The following is a 21,717-nucleotide window of genomic DNA, read 5'->3' as shown; positions in this document are numbered from 1 at the left end:
GGGAGCCGCCACTCTAAGAGTTGCGGGCGCGGTGCGCATCCGCGAACCGACCTCGCGCAGCGTGGCGGTTGCGAGAACGTCGGCCCGGGGCCGGCCCGCAGCCCGACTCCGGGCCGAGGGAGCTCTGGAACCGACAGGCAAGCCGGATCGAAGTGCGGACTCGAGCCGACTCAAGTCCGTCCGTCCGCGTGCGGGCGGAACACGCGGCCCGGGTCCCCGGGCGTTAATCCGGCGCGGGGAAACGCCCCATCCCGGCCCGGTACAATGCGCGGATGAATTCCGAAGCCGTTCCGCCCTGCGTTCCGCCCGCGTTCGGCCCCGTGCCGCGCCGCCAGACCCGCGCCGTCCGCATCGGCGGCGTCGCGGTGGGCGGCGGCGCGCCGGTGGTGGTGCAGTCGATGACCAACACCGACACCGCCGACGTCGCCGCCACGGCCAAGCAGATCGCCGAACTGTGGCGCGCCGGCTCGGAGCTGGTGCGGATCACGGTGAACACGCCCGAGGCCGCCGCCGCGGTGCCGCGCATCGTCGACAAGCTGGCGATGATGGGCGTGGAGGTGCCGATCATCGGCGACTTCCACTACAACGGCCACCAACTGCTGACCCGGGAGCCCGCCTGCGCCGAGGCCCTGGCCAAGTACCGCATCAATCCCGGCAACGTCGGCTTCGGCAAGAAGAAGGACGCGCAGTTCGCCACCCTGGTCGAACTGGCGATCCGGTACGGCAAGCCGGTGCGCATCGGCGCCAACTGGGGCTCGCTGGACCAGGCCCTGGCCGCGCAGCTGATGGACGAGAACGCCCGCCTGCGCGAGCCGCGCGAGGCCGGCGAGGTGCTGCGCGAGGCGCTGATCCGCTCGGCGCTGGACTCGGCCGCGCGCGCGGTCGAGCTCGGCCTGCCCGCGGACCGCATCGTGCTGTCGGCCAAGGTGAGCGGCGTGCAGGAGCTGATCGCGGTGTACCGCGAGCTCGCCCGCCGCGGCGACTACGCGCTGCACCTGGGCCTGACCGAGGCCGGCATCGGCAGCAAGGGCATCGTCGCTTCCGCGGCGGCGCTGGCGGTGCTGCTGCAGGAAGGCATCGGCGACACCATCCGCATCTCGCTCACGCCCGAGCCGGGCCAGTCGCGCACCCAGGAAGTGGTCGTCGCCCAGGAACTGCTGCAGACGATGGGCCTGCGCGCGTTCACCCCGATGGTCACCGCCTGCCCGGGCTGCGGCCGCACCACCAGCACCTTCTTCCAGGAGCTCGCCAAGAAGGTGCAGGAGCACGTGCGCGCGAAGATGCCGGAGTGGAAGGTCACCCACCCGGGCGCGGAGAACCTCACCCTGGCGGTGATGGGCTGCGTGGTCAACGGGCCGGGCGAGTCGCGCCACGCCAACATCGGCATCTCGCTGCCGGGCACCGGCGAGGCGCCGGCGGCGCCGGTGTTCGAGGACGGCGAGAAGTCGGTGACGCTGCGCGGCGAGAACATCGCCGATGAGTTCGTCGCCCTGATCGACCGCTACGTCGAGCGCAAGTTCGGCGCGGGGAGCGCGTGACCGGCGCGCGCGGCAGCCTCGTCTCGCAAGCCCTGCGCTACGCCTGGGCGCTGTTGCGCCGCCATCCCTGGAGCCTGGCGCTGGTGTTCGCCGGGCTGCTGCTGCCGCTGTGGCTGTTCGGCGAACTGGCCGAGGAGATCCACGAGCAGGAGGCCATCGCGTTCGACGAGCCGCTGCTGCGCTTCGCCCAGGCCGCCGCGAGCGAGCGCCTGGATCGCTTCTTCGTGCTGGCGTCGAAGCTGGGCTACGACTGGGGCGTGGTGCCGTTCGACGTCGCGCTGGTGCTGGTGCTGGCGGCGCTGCGCCGGTTCCGCGCCGCTACCTTCGCCGCCGTCGCCCTGGGCGGCTCGGCGCTGCTGAACATGGCGACCAAGGCGGTGTTCGCCCGCGACCGGCCGGCGCTGTGGGAGTCGATCGCGCCGGAGACCACCTACAGCTTCCCCAGCGGCCACGCGATGGGCTCGATGACGCTCGCCGCGGTGCTGGTGCTGCTGGCCTGGCGCAGCCGCTGGCGTTGGCCGCTGGCGGCGCTGATGGGCGCGTTCGTGCTGCTGGTCGGCGCGTCGCGCGTCTACCTCGGGGTGCATTACCCGTCCGACATCCTGGCCGGCTGGGCGGCGGCCACGGCCTGGGCCGCCGCGAGCTTCCTGCTGGTCTACCGCGCCCGGTTGCCCTGGCGCCGGCCGTTCCTGCCGCGAGGGCGGGCCGCGGCCGGGGAGGAGTGAGCCCGTCGCGGCGCGCGGCCCGCCGCGCTCATTCGCTCGGCTTGGCCGCGGCCGTCGGCGCCGCGGTCGCGGCGCGCCGCGCCAGCACCGCCTCGCGATGGGCGATGTAGGCGTTGCTGCCGAGGATGATCGCCGCGCCGACCCAGGTCCACACGTCCACCGTCTCGCCGAACCACAGCCAGCCCACCGTGGCCAGGATCGGCAACTGCACGAAGCTGATCGGCGTCAGCGCCGACACGTCGCCGAGCTTGAGCGCGTGCGTCCACAGCACCTGCCCGGCGGTGCCGAACGCCCCCGCCAGCAGCAGCCACGCCCAGTCTGCGCCGTGCGGCCACTCCCAGACGAACAGCGCCGGCACCAGCGAGATCGGCACCCAGAACAGGTAGGTGTAGAGCACGATGGTGTTGGCCGGGTCCACCTTGGCCAGCTGCTTGATCTGGATCGCGACCACGCCGCTCAGTACCGCCGCGAGCAGCGCGATCAGGCTGCCGGTCGAGAAGTCGGCCGAGCCCGGCCGGACGATGATCAGCACCCCGGCGAAGCCCAGCGCGACCGCCGCCCAGCGCCGCGCGCGCACGTGCTCCCGCAGGAAGATCACCGCGGCGATGGTGACGAAGATCGGCGTGGAATAGGACAGCGAGATCGCCAGCGCCAGCGGCAGGTGGCCGATTGCCCAGAAGCCGGCCAGCATCGAGCACACGCCGATCGCGCAGCGCACGAAGTAGCGCGGCAGCTGGCGCGTGCGCAGCGAGGCCGGGTCGGCCCCGCGCAGCAGCGGCAGCACCGCGGCCAGCCCGAACAGGTTGCGGAAGAACGCGATCTCGAAGGTGTGCAGGTTCTGCGACGCGAGGCGGATCGCGATCGCCATCACGCCGAACGCCAGAGTGCTGGCGAGCATCAGCAGGGCGGCGCGGGTGTGGTTGCTCATCGAAGGTCGCGGAGCTCGGCGGCCAAGGGGGGACGTGCGCGTGCCGCCTTCGCGTGCCCGCGCCGGCGGGCGCGGGGCCGCCGCCCTTCGCCTGCGAGCGAAGGCGCGGCGAGCGGCGAAGCGGCAGCCGCCGGACGCAACGGGCGGCGGGCGCGGCCGCTCACCAGCGCGCCCCGACGATCCGCGGCTCCGGCTCGATCGCCACGCCGAAGCGCGCTTGCACCGAGTCGGCGATGCGCCGCGCCAGGTCGAGCAGCTGCATCCCGGTCGCGCCGCCATGGTTGACCAGCACCAGCGCGTGCGAGGCGGCCACGCCGGCGGCGCCGTCGCGGTGGCCTTTCCAGCCGCAGGCGTCGATCAGCCAGGCGGCGGAAAGTTTGCGGGTGCCGGCGTCGACGCCGCGAAAAACCGGCAGCGCCGGATGCCCGGCCTGCAGCGCCTCGGCCAGCGCGCGCGGCACGATCGGGTTCTTGAAGAAGCTGCCGGCGTTGCCGAGCACCGCCGGGTCGGGCAGCTTGCGGCGGCGGATCGCGATCACCGCCTCGGCCACGTCGCGCGCCGTGGGCGCGGCCACGCCGCGCGCGGCCAGCTCCTCGCCGATGCCGGCGTACTCCAGCCGCGGCGGCAGGCCGCGGGCGAGGGCGAACTCGACCGCGACCACGACGTAGCGCCCGGGCTCGCGCTTGAACACGCTGTCGCGGTAGGCGAACGCGCACTCGTCGGCGCGCAGGCGGCGCACCGCGCCGGTCGCCGGCTCGAAGGCTTCGACCGCGTGGATGCGCTCGCGCACCTCCACGCCGTAGGCGCCGATGTTCTGGATCGGCGCGGCGCCGACGGTGCCCGGGATCAGCGCCAGGTTCTCCAGCCCGGCCAGGCCGAGACCGAGGCAGCGCATCACGAAGCCGTGCCATTCCACGCCGGCGTCGGCGCGCACGATCGCGCGCTCGCCGTCGTCCTCGAGCACGCGCACCTCGCGCCCGGTCAGCGCCAGCAGCGGCACGTCCGGATCGGCGGCGAACAGCAGGTTGCTGCCGCCGCCGAGCACCAGCGGGGCGGCGCCGGCGAACGCGCGCGCGTACAGCGCCGGGAGCGCGGCCGGGTCGGCGACCTCGGCCAGCAGCCGCGCGCGCGCGGCCACGCCGAAGGTGTTGCGCTTCTGCAGCGGGACGTCGCGCAGCAGGCGGACCGCGGGGCTCATCGCGCCCCTCTCATGCGACCGGCGGCACGGGACCGCGGCTGGGCGCTTCCTTGCGGCGGCGGATCGCCTCGACGCACTCGCGCACCAGCGCGGGGCCGCGGTAGACCAGGCCGGTATAGCACTGCACCAGGTCCGCGCCCGCGGCCATCTTCGCCACCGCATCGGCGCCGGACAGGATGCCGCCGACGCCGACCATGGGGATCGATTCGGGCAGGCGCGTGCGCATGCGCCGCAGCACCTGCGTGGCCTGGGCCATCAGCGGCCGGCCGGACAGGCCGCCGGGCTCGTCGGCGTGCGGCGCGGTTTCGACGCCGGCGCGCGAGACCGTGGTGTTGGTCGCGATCACCCCGTCCACCTGCAGCTCGCCGAGCACGCGCGCGGCGGCGTCGATGTCGCTCTCGCTCAGGTCCGGGGCGATCTTGACCAGCATCGGCACGCGCTTGCCGTGGCGCGCGCCGAGCTTCTCCTGCGCCTCGCGCAGCGCGCCGATCAGCCGCCGCAGCGCCTGCTCCTCCTGCAGCTCGCGCAGGCCGGCGGTATTGGGCGAGGAGATGTTGACGGTGACGTAGTCGGCCAGCGCATACACGCGCTCCAGGCACAGCAGGTAGTCGTGCGCGGCCGCCTCGTTCGGCGTGTCGCGGTTCTTGCCGATGTTGATGCCGAGCACGCCGCGTCGCCGCCGCACCCGTTCGACGTTGCGCACCAGCGCGTCGACCCCGAGATTGTTGAAGCCGAGGCGGTTGATCACCGCCTGCTGCTCGGGCAGGCGGAACATCCGCGGCTTCGGGTTGCCTTGCTGCGGCCGCGGCGTGACCGTGCCGATCTCGACGAAGCCGAAGCCCAGCGCGAACAGCGCCTCGACGTGAGCGCCGTTCTTGTCCAGCCCGGCGGCCAGCCCGACCGGATTGGGAAAGCCCAGGCCGAACGCGCGGGTCGGCAGCGGCTTGGCGCGCGGCGCCAGCAGCGGGCCCAGGCCGCCGCGGTAGGCGGCCTCGAGCGCGCCCAGGCCGAGGCCGTGCGCGCGCTCGGCGTCGAACCCGAACAGGAAGGGGCGGGCCAGCGAGTACATCAGTCCTCCGGAGCGGCGCGGCCGGTGCGCAGCGCGTGCGCCCCGCCGGGACGGCCGCGCGCCTGCGCCGGCGCGGCGGCCTCGTGGTCGTGGTCGACGGCGATCGGCTCGGCCTGCGATGCGCCCTGCGCATCGTCGACGATGCCGTCCAGGCTCATGACCGCCTCGCGGCCGCGCGTGCGGACGTCGGCCAGCACCGCCTCCGGCGCTGCGAGGTTGCCGTGGGTGTCGGAGGCGACGGCCGGGCGCATCCGCGGCTCAGAGCTCGAACTTGATGCCCTGCGCCAGCGGCAGCGCGTCGGAGTAGTTGATCGTGTTGGTCTGGCGGCGCATGTAGGCCTTCCACGCGTCCGAGCCCGACTCGCGGCCGCCGCCGGTTTCCTTCTCGCCGCCGAAGGCGCCGCCGATCTCGGCGCCGGAGGTGCCGATGTTGACGTTGGCGATGCCGCAGTCGCTGCCGGCCGCGGACAGGAACGCCTCGGCCGCCTTCAGGTTCTGGGTGAAGATCGCCGACGACAGGCCCTGCGGCACGTCGTTCTGCATGTCGATGGCGTCCTGCAGCTCGCGGAACTTCATCACGTACAGGATCGGCGCGAAGGTCTCGGTCTGCACCACCTCGGCGTCGTTCGACAGGCCGGTGACGATGGTCGGCAGGACGAAATTGCCCGGCCGGTCGGCCAGCGCCGCGCCGCCGGTCTCGACCTTGCCGCCGGCGGCCTTGGCCTTCTCGATGGCGTCGAGATAGGCCTGCACCGCGTCGCGGCTGTTGAGCGGCCCCATCAGGTTCTTCGGATCGGTCGGGTCACCGATCTTCTGCTCGACCTGCTTGTACGCGGCGACCAGCTTGGCCAGCACCTCGTCGTGGATCGACTCGTGCACGAACAGCCGGCGCGTGGTGGTGCAGCGCTGGCCGGCGGTGCCGACCGCGCCGAAGACGATGGCCGGGATCGCCAGCTTCAGGTCCGCGGTGGCATCGACGATGATCGCGTTGTTGCCGCCGAGCTCGAGCAGCGAGCGGCCCATGCGCCGGGCCACGCGCTCGCCGACGGCGCGGCCGACCCTGGTCGAACCGGTGAAGCTGATCAGCGGGATGCGCCGGTCGTCGACGAAGCGCTGCGCCAGCTCGGTGCCGGCGTCGTTGAACAGGAAGAAGATGTCGGGGAAGCCCCCGGCTTTCAGCGCCTCGTTGCAGATCTTCATCGAGGCGATCGCCGACAGCGGCGTCTTCGGCGAGGGCTTCCAGATCGAGATGTCGCCGCAGACCGCGGCGATGAAGCTGTTCCAGCTCCACACCGCGACCGGGAAGTTGAACGCGGAGATGATCCCGACCAGGCCGAGCGGGTGCCACTGCTCGTACATGCGGTGGCCGGGGCGCTCGGAATGCATGGTCAGGCCGTAGAGCTGGCGCGACAGGCCGACGGCGAACTCGCCGATGTCGATCATCTCCTGCACTTCGCCGTCGCCCTCGGGCTTGGACTTGCCCATCTCCAGCGCGACCAGCGAGCCGAGCGCGTCCTTGTGCCTGCGCAGCGCCTCGGCGCACAGCCGGATCGCCTCGCCGCGCTTCGGCGCCGGCGTGGTGCGCCAGACCTTGAACGCGGCCCGGGCGCGTTCGACGATGGTCTCGTAGTCGCCCTGCGAGGACGCGTAGACCCGGCCCAGCACCTCGCCGGTGGTCGGGTTGATCGGCTCCAGCACGCCCGCGTCGCGGGTCGGCGACCATTCGCCGTTGCCGAGGTAGGTGCCGGATTCGCTGTCGGTCAATCCGAGGGCGGCGAGAACAGCATGGGTCATGGGGGCTCCTGGTGGCGAAGGGCGAGGAATGGGGAGAGGGCCCGGGCGGGAGAAATCCCCGGTTCCGGCTCCCTCCACTTGCTCGCCTGAATGGCGGCCCCGACACGATTCGAACGTGCGACCTGCCCCTTAGGAGGGGGCCGCTCTATCCAGCTGAGCTACGGGGCCTCAATCCCGGGATTTTCGCATGAGCCGCGCGCTTTTCGGAAATGCAGCCGGAATCACGGCCCGCGCCCCGCGCGGTGCCGTACATATCGCCGTCACGGGGCACGACGATCATTCGCCCGGCGGGCACCTTGACCGGAGCCCGCGTTGCCGGTAATCAAAGCGTCTCGACGCCGGAGGGGGCCGGCTTCGGAACGCGTTTCGGGCCGCCCAGGCGGCAGGTAGTCAAGGAGAGACCGCGTGTACGGGTACACCCCCGAAGCTTTGGCCAAAGTCGCCCGCTTCAACCAGGACACCAGGCTGATCCGGGTGAAGACGACGCTCGACTCCGAGCCCTTCATGGTGCATCGGATGCAAGGCGTCGAGGCCGTTTCCCGGCCGTTCGCGTTCACCGTCGAGCTGCTTTCGCCCGATGCGCAGCTGGAGCTGAAGCAGATCGTCGGCCAGCCGATGCGGCTGAGCCTGCAGACGCCCGATGGCGACCGCCATTTCCACGGCTACGTCAAGGAGTTCGCGCGCGTCGGCACCGACGCCGGCCTGGTCCGCTACCAGGCCGAACTGGCGCCGTGGTTCGCGTTCCTGCAGCACACCAGCAATTGCCGGATCTTCCAGGACCGGTCGGTGGTCGAGATCGTCGAGGAGGTCTTCGCGCACTACGCCGAACTGGCCGCCTGCAAGTACTCGCTGGACGCGGCCCGCTACCCGAAGCTGCCGTATTGCGTGCAGTACAACGAATCGGACTACGACTTCGTCTCGCGCCTGCTCGAGGACGCCGGCATCCACTACTACTTCGAACACGCCGAGGACGCGCACACGCTGGTGTTGTGCGACGACTCCACGCAATGCCCGCCGGTCGGCGCCCGTTCCACGATCAGCTACCTGCCGGACCTGGGCGTGCAGGAGGAATACGGGCTCGACCGCTGGGCGACGCGGCGCCGCGTCGGCACCAGCGTGCAGGCGCTCAAGAGCTTCGACTTCAAGCAGCCGAAAAGCCCCCTGGCGGTGGACCGGCTGCTGGAAATCCCCAACGGCGTGCTGCCGCGCCTGGAGGCGTACCGCTACGACGGCGCCGCCGCCTACCGCGACCGGCAGTACGGCGACAGCGTGGTCGCGCGCAGGGCCGAAGAAGCGGCGTGGCCCACCAAGCTGTTCGAAGGCGGCGGCAACGTGCGCTCGTTGCAGCCGGGGCGCTATTTCGTGCTGCATGGCCACTTCGAGCACGTGGAGGCGGACGAGGAGCCGCGCCAGTTCTTCGTCGTCCAGGTGGGGCACGAGGTCCGCAACAACTTCAGCGACGGCTATACCGAGATCGAGGGCGCCAGCTACCGCTGCGACACGACCGCGCTGCGGCGCAAGATCCCGTACCGCCCGCAGCGCCGCACGCCCTGGCCGCGCATGCCCGGCCCGCAGACCGCCACGGTGGTCGGCCCGCCCGGCGAGGAGATCCACGCCGACAAGTACGGGCGGGTCAAGGTCCAGTTCCACTGGGACCGCCAGGGGCGGTTCGACGACACCAGTTCCTGCTGGGTGCGCGTGGCCAGCCCGTGGGCCGGCAGCGGCATGGGCGGCGTATCGCCGCCCCGCGTCGGCCAGGAGGTGGTGGTCGACTTCCTCGACGGCAATCCGGACCGCCCGATCATCGTCGGCCGGGTCTACAACGAGGACAACATGCCGCCGTTCGGCCTCGAGGTCAGCGGCATGCGCTCCAAGACCGTCAAGGGCGAGGGGTTCAACGAGTTCACCATGCACGACGCGGCGGGCAGGGAGCTGCTCAACATGCACGCCCAGCGCGACATGGCCACGACCGTGCAGAACGACCAGACCACGACGGTCAACAACAACAAGTCGACCGCGGTGGTGAGCAACCACAGCCTGAGCGTCGGCCAGAACCAGGACATCTCGATCGGCGCCAACCGCGGCATCAACGTCAAGGGCGACGACAACCTGAGCGTGACCGGGTCGCGCTCCACCGACATCACCGGCGCGGCCACCACGACCGTCACCGGCCCGGTCAGCGAGACCTTCAAGAACGGCCAGACCCTGACCATCCCGGCCGCCGGCTATACCGAAACGATCACCGGGCCGTACAGCACCAGCGTGACCGGCGACTACACCAGCCGGCGCACTGGCGCCTGGAAGGAAACGGTGACCGGCACCTCCGAGCGCACCGTCACCGGCGCGGTCACCGAGATCCTGCAGGCCGGCAAGACGGTGGCGGTGACCGGCGACCACAAGCGCCAGGTCAGCGCGCTCGTCGAGGACGTCAACGGCGGCGACCGCACCGTATCGGTCGGCGGCAAGATGGAGCAGGGCGTCGCGGGGACCCTGTCGATCAGCGCCGGCGGCGACATCGCCGTGGGGTCGGGAAGCCTGGTGACGATCGGCGTGGGCGAGGGGTCCGGCATTTCGATCAGCGCCGGCGAGATCGTGATCACCTCGGGTGGATCGACCGTGGTGATCAACGCCGGCGGCATCAGCGTCAACGGCGCCAAGATCAACCTCAACTGATCGCCGGGAAGCTCACCGGATGAGTGCCGCCAAGAGCCCCGTCGAACAGCGCATCGAGCTGCTGCGCGACCTGTGGATGGAGGCGACGGGCGACGACCGGGTGCGGCTGGTGGTCTGGCGCATCCCCGGCAACGCGGACCGCATGCTGACCGCGTTCTTCGAGGCGCATCGCCGTTCCGAGGTCGCGCTGACGCCCGACTACTTCTTCGCTTTCGACTGCGCCTTCGATACCGGCTTCGGCTACAGCCGGTCGCTTCAGGAGCAGCTGCAGGCCGCCTACGTCGACAGCCGCGAGGCGCTGAAAGAACAGGGGGCGCCCATCGACTGGCACGGCGCGCATGCCGACTACCCGCTGTCCGCGGCGGGCACGCTGGAGATGTTCGCCTCCTTCGCCGAGCGTTACCGCGACCACATGCGGCTGTTTGCCGCGGTGCTGACGCCCACGCCGGTGAGCTCGCACGAGGCGCTGCAGCGCTGGCTGGAGTCGGCCCTCGCCGGGCCGGTGCCCGGACGCGTGCGGCTTTGCGTGGTGGACCACGCCGAATCGCCGCGCTGGGACGCCCTGGTGCAGCGGCATGGCGCCGCGGCCCGGGTGGTCGAAGCGCCGGTCGACATGTTCGACATCGCCCGCGCCACCGCGTCGCAGGCCGCGGGCGGCGCCGGGCCGACGGCCGCCTACCGGCAGATGCTGGCCGACGTGATGACCCTGCTCGACAGGAGCGGCGCGGCGCAGACCGCGGCGCGCGCCGAGCGCGCGCTGCGGATCGCCGAGCGGCAGCAATGGCCCGACCAGCAGGTCGTCCTGCACATGGCCGTGGCCGGCGCGCATCTCAAGGAGGCGCAGTTCGCCGAGGCGATCGCGCGCTATCGCGCCGCGCGCGAGTGCGCGTCGCGCGCGCAGGCGGCGCAGCATCCGGCCGGCGCGCACATGCTGCTGCAGACCTGGTTCGGCGAGGCGGGGGCGTGGTTCGCGGCAGGCCAGCTCGAGCGCGCCGCGCAAGCCTACGGCGAAGGCGCCGAGGCGGCGAGACGCGCGCCGAACGCGATGTTCGCGATCGAGGGCGAGCGCATGGCGGGTTTCTGCCTGGCGCGGGCCGGCAGGCGCGAACCCGCGCGCGACCGGTACCTGCGCGGCGTCGCCGAGGCGAAGGACATGCCGGCGCGCGACCGCGCCGCGACCACGTTGCCGCTGTTGCTGCAGGACCTGCTGCGGCTCCAGGACGAGGCGCGCACCGAGCGGATCGAGCAATGCGCCAGGCGCTACCAGGACGAGATCGCCGAAGCGCACCGCCGCGCCGAAGGCGAGGCCGCCGCGCTGGGGCCACGCCCGCCCGCCGAGGCGCTGGCCCGGATCGAGGAAGCCATGTGCGCACGCTTCGAGCGCAGCTTCCTCCAGGTCCGCGACGAGCGCGAGCGGCTGATCGCCGGCGGCGACGAGTTCTTCCGCAAGGTGGTCGCCGTCGGCCGCGATTTCCTGCATCCGGCCTGGAACGGCCTGCCCGAGGTGAAGCATCCGCTCGACAAGGAGCAGGCCGAGTGGGAGGCGCCGCCGCAGTTCGCGCAACTGCCCGATCCTTCCGACCTGCTCGCCGGGCCGGCCGGGATCCCCGCGGCCGCGCCGCGCGCGGTCCCGGAGGCCGTCGCATGAGCGCGGCCGGAAGAGCGTGGCATGCGGCCGCAGCCGCGGCCGGAGGCGCCTTGCGGTGGAGGTGACGCTTGAACCTGCGTAGGTGGATCGTCTTGGGCGTGTGCGTGGCGGCGGTGATGGCCGCGGTGTGGTGCCTTGGCGACGACTGGGGCGACGAAGGTCGCGAGTTCCTGCGCGCGCTGCGGCGCGTGCTGTAGCGGAGGCGGGGAAGCGTCATGACGGTGGCGGCCAAGCATTTCGATCCGCAGCTGGGGATCGACATCCACACGTACCTGATTCCGCCGTCGCCGATTCCGATTCCGTTGCCGACGCCGCACATCGGCATCGTGCTGGACCCGTTCGACTACGTGCCGGTGATCGGCGGCACGGTGCACGTGAACGGGGTGAAGCGGGCGACGGCCGGATGTATGGGGCTGGACGTACACATCCCGGTGGGCGGGGTGTGGATGCCGACGCTGAAGATGCCGCTGGGCCCGCAATGGGACGACGAGCTGTTCATGGGCAGCCGGACGGTGCTGGCGGACGGGGACCCGTTCTCGCGGGTGGCGATGCCGGTGCTGGCGTGCAACCTGGTGGGGATGGTGGCGCCGTTCCGGCCGCGCAAGCCGAAGCGGCCGAAGCTGTCGCTGCTGCTGCCGACCACGGTGAACCTGGCGATCCCGACGAACGTGTACGTGGGCGGCGCGCCGACGGTGTCGTGGAGCGCGCTGGCGATGCGCGCGGGGCTGGCGGGGTTGGGCAGGCTGGCGCGCAAGAGCGGGGTGGCGGGCCGGGCGGCGGACGCCTTCAGGCGGCTGCGGCAGAAGCTGTTCAAGAACCTGCCGCCGGGGTTCCTGAAGTGCAACGTGCTGCGGGCGGAGCCGGTGGACATCCGCGACGGCAGCGTGGTGGTGGCGCACGAGGACTTCGCGGTGCCGGGCCGGCTGCCGCTGGCCTGGTCGCGGCACTACCGGTCGAGCCGGCATGCCGAGGCGGGGCGGTGCGGCGCCGGCTGGCGGACCCCGGCCGACGTGAGCCTGGCGCTGGAGGCCGACGGCAGCGTGTGGTTCGAGGACGTGGAGAGCGCGGCGCTGTTTCCGCAGCTGCCGCAGGGCGAAGGCGACGCGCATGCGGTGCGCGAGCTGGTGGACGGCGCGCGGCTGGCGCGCGAAGGCGACTGGTTGTGGGTGCGGACCAAGGAGGGGCTGCGCTACGGCTTCGAGGTGGGCGCGGCGCCGGTGCGGCTGCCGCACCGCTGGCCGCTGCGGCAGGTGGAGGACCTGTGCGGGAACCACTGGCGCTACGAATGGCGCGACGGCCACCTGGTGCGGATCGTGGAGAGCGGCACGGCCGACGAGGCGGGCCGGCCGCTGCAGGGCCGCTTCATCGAGGTGGACTCGCGGCAGGGCCGGATCGAGCGGATGGCGCTGCACGACCCGGCGACCGGTCTGAGCCATCCGCTGGTGCGCTACGAATACGACGCGGCGGGGGACCTGGCGGCCGCGGTGGACCCGCTGGAGGCGGCGCGGCGGTTCGTCTACGTCGGCCACCGGCTGGTGCGGCACACCGACCGGGTCGGGTTGTCGTTCCACTACGAATACGACGCGCGGGGGCGGGTGGTGCGGTCGTGGGGCGACGGCGGGCTGTACGCCTACACGTTCCGTTACGACGAGACGCTGCGGGAGACGGAGGTGACCGACTCGCTGGGGCACGCGTCGCTGGTGAAGTTCGATGAACACGGCCTGCCGTTGTGCGAGATCGACCCGCTGGAGGGGGTGACGGTATTCGAGTACGACGAGGTGGGGCGGACGGTGGCGGTCACCGACCCGCTGGGCCACCGGACGGCGTTCGAATACGACGCGCGGGGCAATCTGCTGAAGCTGGTGCGGGCGGACGGGAGCGCGGTGCGCCAGGTGTTCGACGAGGACGACCGGCTGGTCGAGCGCATCGACGCCACGGGCGCGGCGGAACGGTTCGAATGGGGCGAACACCGCCTGCTCGCCGCCGCGATCGTGCCCTCCGGCGGCGCCTACCGCTTCGCCTACACCGCGCACGGGCAGCTTTGCGAGGTCGCCGATCCACGCGGCGGCGTCGGCCGGCTCGGCTACGACCGCTACGGCAAGCCGAACCTGCTGGTGGATCCGCTCGGCCTGCGCATCGTCATGGAGAACGATTGCCTGGGCCGCACGCTTCGCCGACGGGTCGGCGAGGCCGGCGCCACCGAGTTCGCCTACGACGCCAAGGGGCGGTTGCTGCGGGTCACCCAGGCCAATGGCAGGCAGATCGCCTGCGAATACGACGGCGAGGGCCGGCCGATTCGTCATTGCGACGAGTCCGGCGCGATCACGCGCCTGCAGTATGTCGGCCTCGACCTGCTCGCCAAGCGCATCCTGCCGGACGGGACCGCCACCGAATACCGGTACGACACCGAAGGGCGCCTGTCGGCGGTGGTCAACCCCAACGGCGAGGAATACCGGCTGCTGCGCGATGCCCGTGGCGACGTGATCGAGGAGATCGACTACTGGGGGCAGAGCCGCCGCTACGAGCGCGACGCCGCCGGCCGGATCCGCCGGCGCATCGATGCGCTCGGCCGCAGCGTCGAGTACGAGCTGGATCGGATGGGACGGGTGGTGCGCAAGCGCATGGCCGATCCGTTCGAGGCCGGCCGGACCCGGCTGGAGACGTTCCGCTACGACGCGGAGGGGCGCCTGGTCGAAGCGCGCAATGCGGTGGCGCACGTGCGCCGCCGCTACGACGTGGACGGGCGCGTGGTCCACGAGGAACTGAACGGGTTCGCGGTCGCCAGCGCCTACGACGCCGCCGGGCACCGCACCTCGCGCACCAGCGACGCCGGCAACCGTGTGGGCTTCCGCTACGACGCGCTGGGCCGGCTCGACGCGGTCGTGGCCAACGACCAGCCGGCGATCGACGTGTGGCGCAACCTGCACGGGCAAACCGTGCTGGAGCAATGGGGCGCGGCGCTGGCGCACGCCTACCGCTACGACGATGCCGGGCGGGTCGCGGTCCAGGCCCTGCTCCAGGACGACGCGGAATTGTTGCGCACCGAGTACGACCACGACGAAGTCGGCGACCTGGTCGAACGCCGCGACTCGGAATACGGCCGCGACCGTTATCGGTACGACGCCGCGCGCCGGGTGGTCGAACACGCCGGCCCGATCGAAGGCGTGCGCGACCGTTCCACCGATCGCGCCGGCAACCGGTTGGCGACCCGGGTGGTGCGCAACGAGCGCAAGCGCGTGGTCGGCGGCGATCCGCAACCGGACGACGGATGGAGCCGCGAAGGCGATCTCGAAGGCGTCCACTACGCGTTCGACCGTGCGGGCAATCTGTCCCGGCGGCGCCTGGACCAGGTGCCCGGACGGCCGGAAATGCAGTTGCTCTGGGATGCCGAGCAGCGCCTGGTCGAATGCCGCTGGACGAGCGGCGAGCGCAAGGGCGCCGCGATCCGCTTCGGCTACGATCCGCTGGGGCGCCGGGTCTTCAAGCGCGGTCCCAGGCAGACCACCTGGTTCTTCTGGGACGGCGACGCGCTGCTGGGCGAAGTGACCGCGGCCAACGACGACGCCGACGACGCGCTGTGGACCGGCGGTGTCGCCGACCTGGTCGAAGCGCAACGCCGCCGGCGCCGGGCCAAGGCCCTGCACGGGCGGGTGCGCGAATACGTGTACCGGCCCGGCAGCCACGAGCCGCTGTTGCTGATCGAACCCGATGCGCCCGCGGCCCCGGCGCCCGCCGCGCCCGCGCCGACCCGGCCGCCGCAGGAGCAGCCGAAGCCGCCGTCGGCGCGTCCGTCCCCGGCCACGGCAACGCCGATGCGGCCGGCCGCCGGGCCGTCCCTCGCCGCGCAAGCGTCGCCCGGCGCGGCCGCCAGGACCTCGCCGCCGAACGAACCTGCGCAGGGCGCGGGGTTGGGATTCGGCGTGCGCCTGGGAGGCCAGGGTGCGGGGGCAGCATCGGCGGACGAGAGCAGCGCCAAGGCGACGCTGCCCGACGCGCGCAGCCCGGGGCTGGGCGGCCGCCTGGACGGCACGCGCCTGGGCGGCGAATCCTCCGCGCTGCGTTCGGCCGGAACGCTCCCCTGCGCTTCGTCCGGAGCGGCTGCAGGCGGGGCGATTTCGGACGCGATGGAACGCGAATCGCCCGCAGCCGAGGACGCGCCTGCGCCCGCCTCCGCGGTGGCCGGCGACGCATCGGTCGCCATCCGGCCCGAGCCCGCGGTGCCGAGCCGGGCCGTGTACTACTTCTACAACGACCTCAACGGCTGCCCGATCCGCATCGTCGATGGCACGGGGCAGGTGGTGTGGGGCGCGACGCATTCGCCCACCGGGCAGGCGCTGGCGCTGGAGGCGCAACGCCGGATCGAGAACCCGTTGCGTCACCAGGGGCAGTACTACGACCGCGAAACCGGCCTGAGCTACAACCTGGCCCGCTACTACGACGCGCACGCCGGCTGCTACGTCAGCGCCGACCCGCTGGGCCTGGAAGCCGGCGAGAACACCTACCTGTATGCGTTCGGCAACCCGTTCCTATGGGCGGATCCGTGGGGGCTCAACGCATGTCGCCGTGGTGAATGGATCTTCCCGGAAGGCGGGTCGCGCAACGTCAACGACTATCAGACCATCTATACCAACGGCATCATGGGCAATCGAGCCGCCGCAGTCGCGTTGGTGGAGAGGCAGCGCGTCGCCTACTATTACAACCCGAGCTTCTCCGATGGACTGCCCACATGGCTGCCCGGATTCATACGCAACGGGCTCGGCGGGGCTGGCGACGTGTTGGAAACCGCTGTACAGAAGTTCGGGCGCGGCAGGGATCCGCTCACGAGCGGTTTCGTCGATGGCCTCAGGCAGCTCGATCACCCGGTCACGATCGTCGGGCACAGCCAAGGCGCCGCGACCGTGGTACGGGCCGCGCCGTACATCCCGCGGGGCTCGACCGTGGTGCTGCGTAGTCCGGCCGTCAGCTACAACACCGCGGCCCAGGCCTTCGCCGACAGGGGAGTGGACTGGAAGTACGTGCAGCCGGTAGGCGACATCGCGCCGCTGTACGCGTCCAACGATGCGGGCCAATGGTTGTCGCAGGTCCGCAAGATCAGCCCGAACCTGAAGAAGACCTTCGGCATCCATAATCAGAATGGCCTCCACCTCGGGACCGGGGATTTCCCCGGTCCGACTTTCCCCAATGGTTGAGCAGAGCGGAGGCTTTCGGAGATGAGCATCTGGTACTGGCTTCTGATCGTGGGCGTGGCGGCGGTGCTGCTGCTGGCCGTCTGCGCCAAGGCGTTCTCGGGCGACGGCATCGACTACCGCAAGGACGGGGAGGGCAAGGTGATCCTGCGCGACACTCCAGCGATGCGGGCCGATGCCGCCATGGCCTACGACGGGAACATCGCGATGGAAAAGCGGGGCCACAAGCTGTCCAACGGCGCGTCGTGGAACGACGAATGGGTCCGCACCATCCGGGCGGTCCGGCGCAATACGGAGAACCCGGAGTGGTACGTGCAATACATCATCCAGAAGCGCCGAGAGGCCGGATTGCCGGAACTGGTCGGCCTCGACGATCTGGAGCGCTGACGGTCAGCGCGTGGGGTGCCGTCGAAGGCTCGGCCACCCTCATGCGTTCGGCGGCACACGCTCCGCGGGACTACGGTCGTCCCAAGTAATGAAGTCTGCCATCAGTTGCTGCGCTCGGTTGCGTCTGGAACGAGATCGTTCCAACGTGTTGTTGCGGAGATCGAAGATGAGTTGGCTCTGGTTGGTGGCAGGGGTGTTGGTCGTGGCGGCCCTGGTTTTCGCCGGCTGGGTGAAGGCCGCTTCCGGTCAGGAGGTCGAGGCCGTCAAGGGCGCCCATGGGCGCACCTTGCTGCGCGACACGCCCGCGCTGCGCGAGTTGGCCGCGCTGTCGTACGACAACACCATCGAGATGGAAAAGAGCGGCCATGTGATGTCCGGCGGGATGAGCTGGAACGACCGCTGGCTTGGCACCATCCGCTCGATTCGCAAGGAGAACGAGAACCCGGAGTGGTATGTCCGCTACATCGTCGAGCAGCGCCGCAAGGCTGGACTGCCTGAACTGGAAGGGGTTGATGACGCCAGGCCTTGATCTGCTGATCTGGTCTGCCTTGAAGTTTGCTTGGAAGTCCGGCAGTCAGGTACGACACAGCCAAGCGGCGTTGGATAGTATTGGATTGCGAGTTGCAGCTGGGAGACATAGCACCGCTATACGCGTCGACTGCCCGCGGCAGTGATTGGCACAGCTCCGCAGGATCAAGGCTGTCGACGTGCAAGGAACGGCTTGGGATCGGCGGGCGGTGGCTTCCCAGGGGATATCTTGATTACTGATGTGTCGAATCGGTTTGCCGATGATCAGCGGGCTTTGGATAGCGCTCGGAGCGGCGGTTATGGCGATTCTGGCGCTGATGCTATCTGCCTGCATCAAGAGCACTTCGGCGATGGGGGGTAATGCGCGCAAAGATGCAGGAGGGCGGGTCACATTGCTGGATACCCCGCAAATGCGTGCAGATGCCGCCGATTCTTACGATCGTACTATCGAAATGGAGAAGAGGGGCCATGTCCTGTCCGATGGCATGACATGGAATGATCGCTGGATCAATACGATACGAGCGATTCGCGGCAATACCGAGAACCCCGAGTGGTACGTGCAGTACATCATCCGGAAGCGTCGGGAAGCGGGGTTGCCCGAATTGACCGGGCTGGACGATCCGGAACCTTGACTCTCTGCTTGGAAGATCGCGTGCACGGCCGTTCCGCGACGCCGGCTCCCGGGTGGCGAGTGGCGGCGACGCGTGCCCTCGATGGCGCGTGTCTTCCGGCGGCAGGGGCATCGCACGACTTGCGCGCCGGGCGCGAAGGCTGGAGGGCGGATCGCCGCACCGCGGGCGAGCGCGCCAGGATCGACGGGCCGCGGGCGGCGGCTTCCAACCGTGAGGAGGCCGAATAGCCGCCGCTCAAGGCGGCGGCTGCGAGGCCCCGGGAGACGGCGCCTCGGGCGTCGGATCGGACGAGCCTCGCGCCACCACGCTGGTCGCGGTCAGGTCGGCGGTGACGTTGCCGAGGGTCGCGAACACGTCGGGGACGGTGTCCAGCGCGAGCAGCAGGCCCAGCGGCTCGACCGGCAGCCCCATGGCCTGGGTCACCGGCATGTTGGTGGCCATGAAGCTGACCTGGCCCGGCAGGCCGACCGAGCCCATGCTGATCACCACCGCCAGCGCCGCGCCGGCGGCGAGCTGCGCGGCGCTGAGTTCGACGCCGTAGGCCCAGGCGATGAAGCAGGCCACGCCGATGTACTGCATCGGGCTGGTGATGCGGAACAGCGAGACCGCCATCGGCAGCACCAGCGAAGTCGTGGCGAGCGGATAGCCGAGGCGGGTGCGCGCGCTTTCGAGCATCGCCGGCAGCGACACCAGCGAGGACTGGGTGCTGGCGGCGATGGTCTGCGCGGGCAGGATGGCCAAGGCGAAGCGCCGCAGCCGTTCGCCGCCGAACACCACCGCGATCGGGTACAGCAGCAGGGTCATCGCCAGGTACAGCGCGATCTGCAAGCCGATGTAGGTGCCGAACGCGCCGAGCATGCCGCCGCCGACGCGCGCGCACACCGCCAGCACCAGGGCGAACACGCCCAGCGGCGCCGCCCACAGCACCCAGCGCACGATCACGATCATCACGTCGGCGACGGCCTGCACCAGTTCGAGCAGGCGCGCGCGGCGGGCGTCCTCGATCTTGGCCAGGGCGAAGCCGAAGAACAGCGCGAACACCACCAGCGGCAGCATCGCGCTCTGCGCCGCGGCGGCGATGGCGTTGCTGGGGATCACCGCGGCGAACCAGTCCGACAGCGAACCCGGCACGCTCAGCCCGGCTTCGCCGGCGGCGGAGGCGCGCAGCGATTCGGCCAGGCCCGCCGGGCGCGGCAGCAGCGACAGCAGCAGCGGCGCGGCGACCGCCGCCAGTGCCGCGCCGGCGGCGAGCAGCACGACGAAGCAGGCGATCGCCCGCCGTGCGGTTCGCCCGGACGCGGCCGCGTCGCGCGCGGTGTTGACGCCGAGGATCACCAGCGCGGCGACCAGCGGCACCACCGTCATCTGCAGCGCGTTCAGCCACATCCGTCCGACCGGCTGCACCGCATCGGCGACGCGCCCGGCGATCGCCGTGTCCCACCACGCCAGGCCGAGCCCGATCAGAGCGCCGAGGAACAGGCCGAGGAGTACGCGGGCGGTGGTGGACATCGGAATCCCGATTGGGCGTGGAAGTCTTGGGTGGGTTGGAAAGCGGCGCGCCTCAGGCGCTCATCGCCGTTCGAGTCGCCGTTTTCCGCGAAAGCGGAAGTGCAATGGCGCTCTCCCGGCGAAGCGCTGCGCGAGGATTCTCCGCCATGGACGGCGCCGCGATCATGGCGCGGTCTCCGGCAGGTCCCATGCGTGGCGCAGCCGGCCGTACTCGGCCTGCGGCAGCAGCACGAACACCGGACGCCGGCGCGGATCGAGCCAACCGAGCAGGGCCCGCATCGCCGGCTCCGCCATGGCGGTGCAGCCCGCGGTCGGTTCGCCGGGCGCGCGCCAGAGGTGGGCGAAGATGCAACTGCCCGCGCCCGGACGGTTCCCCGGGTTGTGCCCGATCACGAAGCCGAGCCGGTACCGCGGGTCGCCGTTCGCATGCAGGTCGCGGCGCATCGGTTCGGTCGAGCCGGCGACCGCGTCGCTGCCCGCCTCGCGCGCATCGACGATGCGGTTGTACAGCGGCGAGGCGGGCACGTCGATGCACCAGTCGGACGCGGTCGTGCCGCGATAGGGCAGCGCGGTGGCGGCGCGCCCGGCGTAGCCGAATGCGGTGCCCAGCGCGAACACGCCGGCCGGCGCACGGCCGTCGCCCTCGCGCTTCTGCGGCCCGTCGCTGCGCGCCGGGTGCAGCCCCGCGCCCCAGGCGGCACCGTTGCGGCCGATCGCGACCGGCACGGCCGCGTCGATCTCGCGCCAGCCGGCGCCGCGGCGTTCGTAGCGGCGCAGTTCGCCCGCGGTCGCGTTCCAGTCGGGCACGACCACCAGCACCAGCTGTTCCGCGTCGCGCCAGGGCAAGGCGGCGCGCTGCGGCCCGGTCGCGCAGGCCGCCAGCGCCAGGAGCAGCCACGCCAGGAGCAGCCACGCCAGGCACCCAGGCCCGAATGCGGCCGGTGGGCGCCGGGTCATGGCTGCGTTCGCCGGGCGTGGAGGCAGGTTCGGTTCGAGTCGCATGCGCTCACCCATCCAGCAGGTCCTGCATCCGTTCCAGGTTGAGGTCGAGCCGGCCGCGCCGCTCCTCGCTGGCTTCGCACAGCAGCACGAAGATCAGGTCGAGCAGGTGCTGCAGCGCCGACTGGTAGAGCAGCGGTTCGATGTGGCGGCGCTCGTCGTGCGCGGACACCAGCAAGGCGTGGTCGGCGTGCGCGCGCAGCGGATTGGGCGTGTGCCGGGTCACGGTGACCACGGTGCCGGCGCTTTCGCGGAAACGCCGCCCGATCTGGCACAGGGTCGGTTGGCGGCCGTGCTCGGAAAATACCAGCAGCACGTCGCCCGCGGCGGCCGCCGACACGCCGGCGTGCATCAGCGCCGCGTCCACGTAATGCACGGTGAGGATGCCGAGCAGCGACAACCGCGTGGCGAACGCGCGCGCCGGGATGCCGTCCTCGCCGAGGCCGATGATGAACACCTTGCCCGCCTGCACGATCGCGCGCGCGATCGCGTCGATGCTCTCGGGCGGGTTGATCAGGCGGGTCGCGGCTTCCGCCTGGGCCTTGAGCTGCCACAGGCTCTCGGCCAGCGCGGTATGCGGGTGGTCGTCGGCCGCGGCGGCGCCGGCGTCGTCGCCGTTGCCGTTCCCGTTGCCGTCGCCGCGCGCCAGGGCCTGGCCGATCGAGTACTTCAGGTCCGGATAGCCCTTGTAGCCGAGCTTCTGGCTGAACTTGACCACGCTGGACTGGCTGATGCCGAGCGCGTTGGCCAGCTGCTGGCTGGAGTAGTCGCGCAGCAGGTGCGCGTTGTCGAGCAGGAAGTCGGCGATGCGGCGCTCGATCGCCGACATCCGGTCGCGTTCGGCGCGGATCTTCAGCAGCGGCGACATGGCAGGAGCCGGCGAAGGGGAGCGGACGAAGGGGA

At 71.4% G+C, this 21,717-nt stretch carries 17 protein-coding genes and 1 tRNA gene; 9 read left to right on the top strand and 9 right to left on the bottom strand.

Annotated elements, in window-relative coordinates:
* The first annotated feature begins 272 nt into the window (after positions 1-272).
* Positions 273-1,538: a flavodoxin-dependent (E)-4-hydroxy-3-methylbut-2-enyl-diphosphate synthase gene (ispG, locus tag EDC50_RS11630; protein WP_123770648.1), complete on the top strand. Its 1,266-nt coding sequence runs from the start codon at positions 273-275 to the stop codon at positions 1,536-1,538.
* Entirely contained in the window at positions 1,535-2,263 is a 729-nt protein-coding gene (locus EDC50_RS11625; RefSeq protein WP_425477922.1) for a phosphatase PAP2 family protein, read from the top strand. Before ispG ends, EDC50_RS11625 begins: the two co-directional genes overlap by 4 nt.
* Positions 2,264-2,291: 28 nt before the next feature.
* Here EDC50_RS11625 and EDC50_RS11620 read toward each other — a convergent pair whose 3' ends face one another.
* The 6 genes from EDC50_RS11620 to EDC50_RS11595 all read right to left on the bottom strand — a co-directional run bounded on the left by EDC50_RS11620 (position 2,292) and on the right by EDC50_RS11595 (position 7,420).
* The gene (locus EDC50_RS11620) at positions 2,292-3,191 is read right to left on the bottom strand and encodes a DMT family transporter (RefSeq protein ID WP_123770647.1); all 900 of its coding nucleotides are present in this window, start codon (positions 3,189-3,191) and stop codon (positions 2,292-2,294) included.
* Positions 3,192-3,351: 160 nt separating this feature from the next.
* Positions 3,352-4,389, bottom strand: coding sequence for a UDP-N-acetylmuramate dehydrogenase (gene murB, locus EDC50_RS11615; protein ID WP_123770646.1), 1,038 nt, complete (start codon positions 4,387-4,389; stop codon positions 3,352-3,354).
* Positions 4,390-4,399: 10 nt separating this feature from the next.
* A complete protein-coding gene (locus EDC50_RS11610) occupies positions 4,400-5,458 on the bottom strand; it encodes a quinone-dependent dihydroorotate dehydrogenase (protein ID WP_123770645.1) in 1,059 nt (352 codons plus the stop codon).
* Complete coding sequence (locus tag EDC50_RS11605) at positions 5,458-5,709, bottom strand: hypothetical protein (RefSeq protein WP_123770644.1); 252 nt, start codon at positions 5,707-5,709, stop codon at positions 5,458-5,460. Before EDC50_RS11605 ends, EDC50_RS11610 begins: the two co-directional genes overlap by 1 nt.
* 7 nt (positions 5,710-5,716) lie before the next feature.
* Entirely contained in the window at positions 5,717-7,252 is a 1,536-nt protein-coding gene (gene amaB / locus EDC50_RS11600) for an L-piperidine-6-carboxylate dehydrogenase (protein WP_123770643.1), read from the bottom strand.
* 91 nt (positions 7,253-7,343) lie between these two features.
* A tRNA-Arg gene (locus EDC50_RS11595) sits at positions 7,344-7,420 on the bottom strand.
* A gap of 237 nt (positions 7,421-7,657) precedes the next feature.
* On the opposite strand from EDC50_RS11595, the gene EDC50_RS11590 reads away from it, so the two are divergent.
* The 7 genes from EDC50_RS11590 (at position 7,658) to EDC50_RS11565 (ending at position 18,306) form a co-directional block, all read left to right on the top strand.
* Positions 7,658-9,925 (top strand): type VI secretion system Vgr family protein, encoded by a 2,268-nt coding sequence (locus EDC50_RS11590; protein ID WP_277872354.1) that lies wholly within the window; start codon positions 7,658-7,660, stop codon positions 9,923-9,925.
* A gap of 19 nt (positions 9,926-9,944) precedes the next feature.
* A complete protein-coding gene (locus EDC50_RS11585; protein WP_123770642.1) occupies positions 9,945-11,573 on the top strand; it encodes a hypothetical protein in 1,629 nt (542 codons plus the stop codon).
* A 68-nt stretch (positions 11,574-11,641) separates the two neighbouring features.
* Complete coding sequence (locus tag EDC50_RS16795; RefSeq protein ID WP_277872355.1) at positions 11,642-11,770, top strand: hypothetical protein; 129 nt, start codon at positions 11,642-11,644, stop codon at positions 11,768-11,770.
* A gap of 18 nt (positions 11,771-11,788) precedes the next feature.
* Complete coding sequence (locus EDC50_RS11580; RefSeq protein WP_123770641.1) at positions 11,789-16,762, top strand: RHS repeat-associated core domain-containing protein; 4,974 nt, start codon at positions 11,789-11,791, stop codon at positions 16,760-16,762.
* Between the two features lie 21 nt (positions 16,763-16,783).
* The gene (locus EDC50_RS11575; protein ID WP_123770640.1) at positions 16,784-17,146 is read left to right on the top strand and encodes a hypothetical protein; all 363 of its coding nucleotides are present in this window, start codon (positions 16,784-16,786) and stop codon (positions 17,144-17,146) included.
* Between the two features lie 166 nt (positions 17,147-17,312).
* Positions 17,313-17,675 (top strand): hypothetical protein, encoded by a 363-nt coding sequence (locus EDC50_RS11570; RefSeq protein WP_123770639.1) that lies wholly within the window; start codon positions 17,313-17,315, stop codon positions 17,673-17,675.
* 259 nt (positions 17,676-17,934) lie between these two features.
* Positions 17,935-18,306: a hypothetical protein gene (locus EDC50_RS11565; RefSeq protein ID WP_123770638.1), complete on the top strand. Its 372-nt coding sequence runs from the start codon at positions 17,935-17,937 to the stop codon at positions 18,304-18,306.
* Positions 18,307-18,540: 234 nt separating this feature from the next.
* Here the strand turns inward: EDC50_RS11565 and EDC50_RS11560 are convergent, their stop codons facing one another.
* From EDC50_RS11560 to EDC50_RS11550, 3 genes are all read right to left on the bottom strand, one after another.
* A complete protein-coding gene (locus EDC50_RS11560) occupies positions 18,541-19,815 on the bottom strand; it encodes a dicarboxylate/amino acid:cation symporter (RefSeq protein WP_123770637.1) in 1,275 nt (424 codons plus the stop codon).
* Between the two features lie 162 nt (positions 19,816-19,977).
* Positions 19,978-20,772, bottom strand: a complete 795-nt coding sequence (locus EDC50_RS11555; protein WP_123770636.1) for a L,D-transpeptidase family protein — start codon at positions 20,770-20,772, stop codon at positions 19,978-19,980.
* A 49-nt stretch (positions 20,773-20,821) separates the two neighbouring features.
* The gene (locus EDC50_RS11550) at positions 20,822-21,682 is read right to left on the bottom strand and encodes a MurR/RpiR family transcriptional regulator (protein ID WP_123770635.1); all 861 of its coding nucleotides are present in this window, start codon (positions 21,680-21,682) and stop codon (positions 20,822-20,824) included.
* Positions 21,683-21,717 lie beyond the last annotated feature (35 nt).

The sequence above is a fragment of the Vulcaniibacterium tengchongense genome (assembly GCF_003814555.1).
Taxonomy (GTDB): Bacteria; Pseudomonadota; Gammaproteobacteria; order Xanthomonadales; family Xanthomonadaceae; genus Vulcaniibacterium; species Vulcaniibacterium tengchongense.
The sequence above is the reverse complement of the archived record's forward strand: the minus strand, read 5'-3'. Positions and strand labels throughout refer to the sequence as shown.

Coding starts and splice junctions, on each gene's coding strand:
- ispG (WP_123770648.1), top strand. CDS start 273: ATGAATTCCGAAGCCGTTCCGCCCTGCGTTCCGCCCGCGTTCGGCCCC.
- EDC50_RS11585 (WP_123770642.1), top strand. CDS start 9,945: ATGAGTGCCGCCAAGAGCCCCGTCGAACAGCGCATCGAGCTGCTGCGC.
- EDC50_RS11570 (WP_123770639.1), top strand. CDS start 17,313: ATGAGTTGGCTCTGGTTGGTGGCAGGGGTGTTGGTCGTGGCGGCCCTG.
- amaB (WP_123770643.1), bottom strand. CDS start 7,252: ATGACCCATGCTGTTCTCGCCGCCCTCGGATTGACCGACAGCGAATCC.
- EDC50_RS11565 (WP_123770638.1), top strand. CDS start 17,935: ATGATCAGCGGGCTTTGGATAGCGCTCGGAGCGGCGGTTATGGCGATT.
- EDC50_RS11620 (WP_123770647.1), bottom strand. CDS start 3,191: ATGAGCAACCACACCCGCGCCGCCCTGCTGATGCTCGCCAGCACTCTG.
- EDC50_RS11580 (WP_123770641.1), top strand. CDS start 11,789: ATGACGGTGGCGGCCAAGCATTTCGATCCGCAGCTGGGGATCGACATC.
- EDC50_RS11560 (WP_123770637.1), bottom strand. CDS start 19,815: ATGTCCACCACCGCCCGCGTACTCCTCGGCCTGTTCCTCGGCGCTCTG.
- EDC50_RS11610 (WP_123770645.1), bottom strand. CDS start 5,458: ATGTACTCGCTGGCCCGCCCCTTCCTGTTCGGGTTCGACGCCGAGCGC.
- EDC50_RS11555 (WP_123770636.1), bottom strand. CDS start 20,772: ATGACCCGGCGCCCACCGGCCGCATTCGGGCCTGGGTGCCTGGCGTGG.
- EDC50_RS11605 (WP_123770644.1), bottom strand. CDS start 5,709: ATGCGCCCGGCCGTCGCCTCCGACACCCACGGCAACCTCGCAGCGCCG.
- murB (WP_123770646.1), bottom strand. CDS start 4,389: ATGAGCCCCGCGGTCCGCCTGCTGCGCGACGTCCCGCTGCAGAAGCGC.
- EDC50_RS11575 (WP_123770640.1), top strand. CDS start 16,784: ATGAGCATCTGGTACTGGCTTCTGATCGTGGGCGTGGCGGCGGTGCTG.
- EDC50_RS11550 (WP_123770635.1), bottom strand. CDS start 21,682: ATGTCGCCGCTGCTGAAGATCCGCGCCGAACGCGACCGGATGTCGGCG.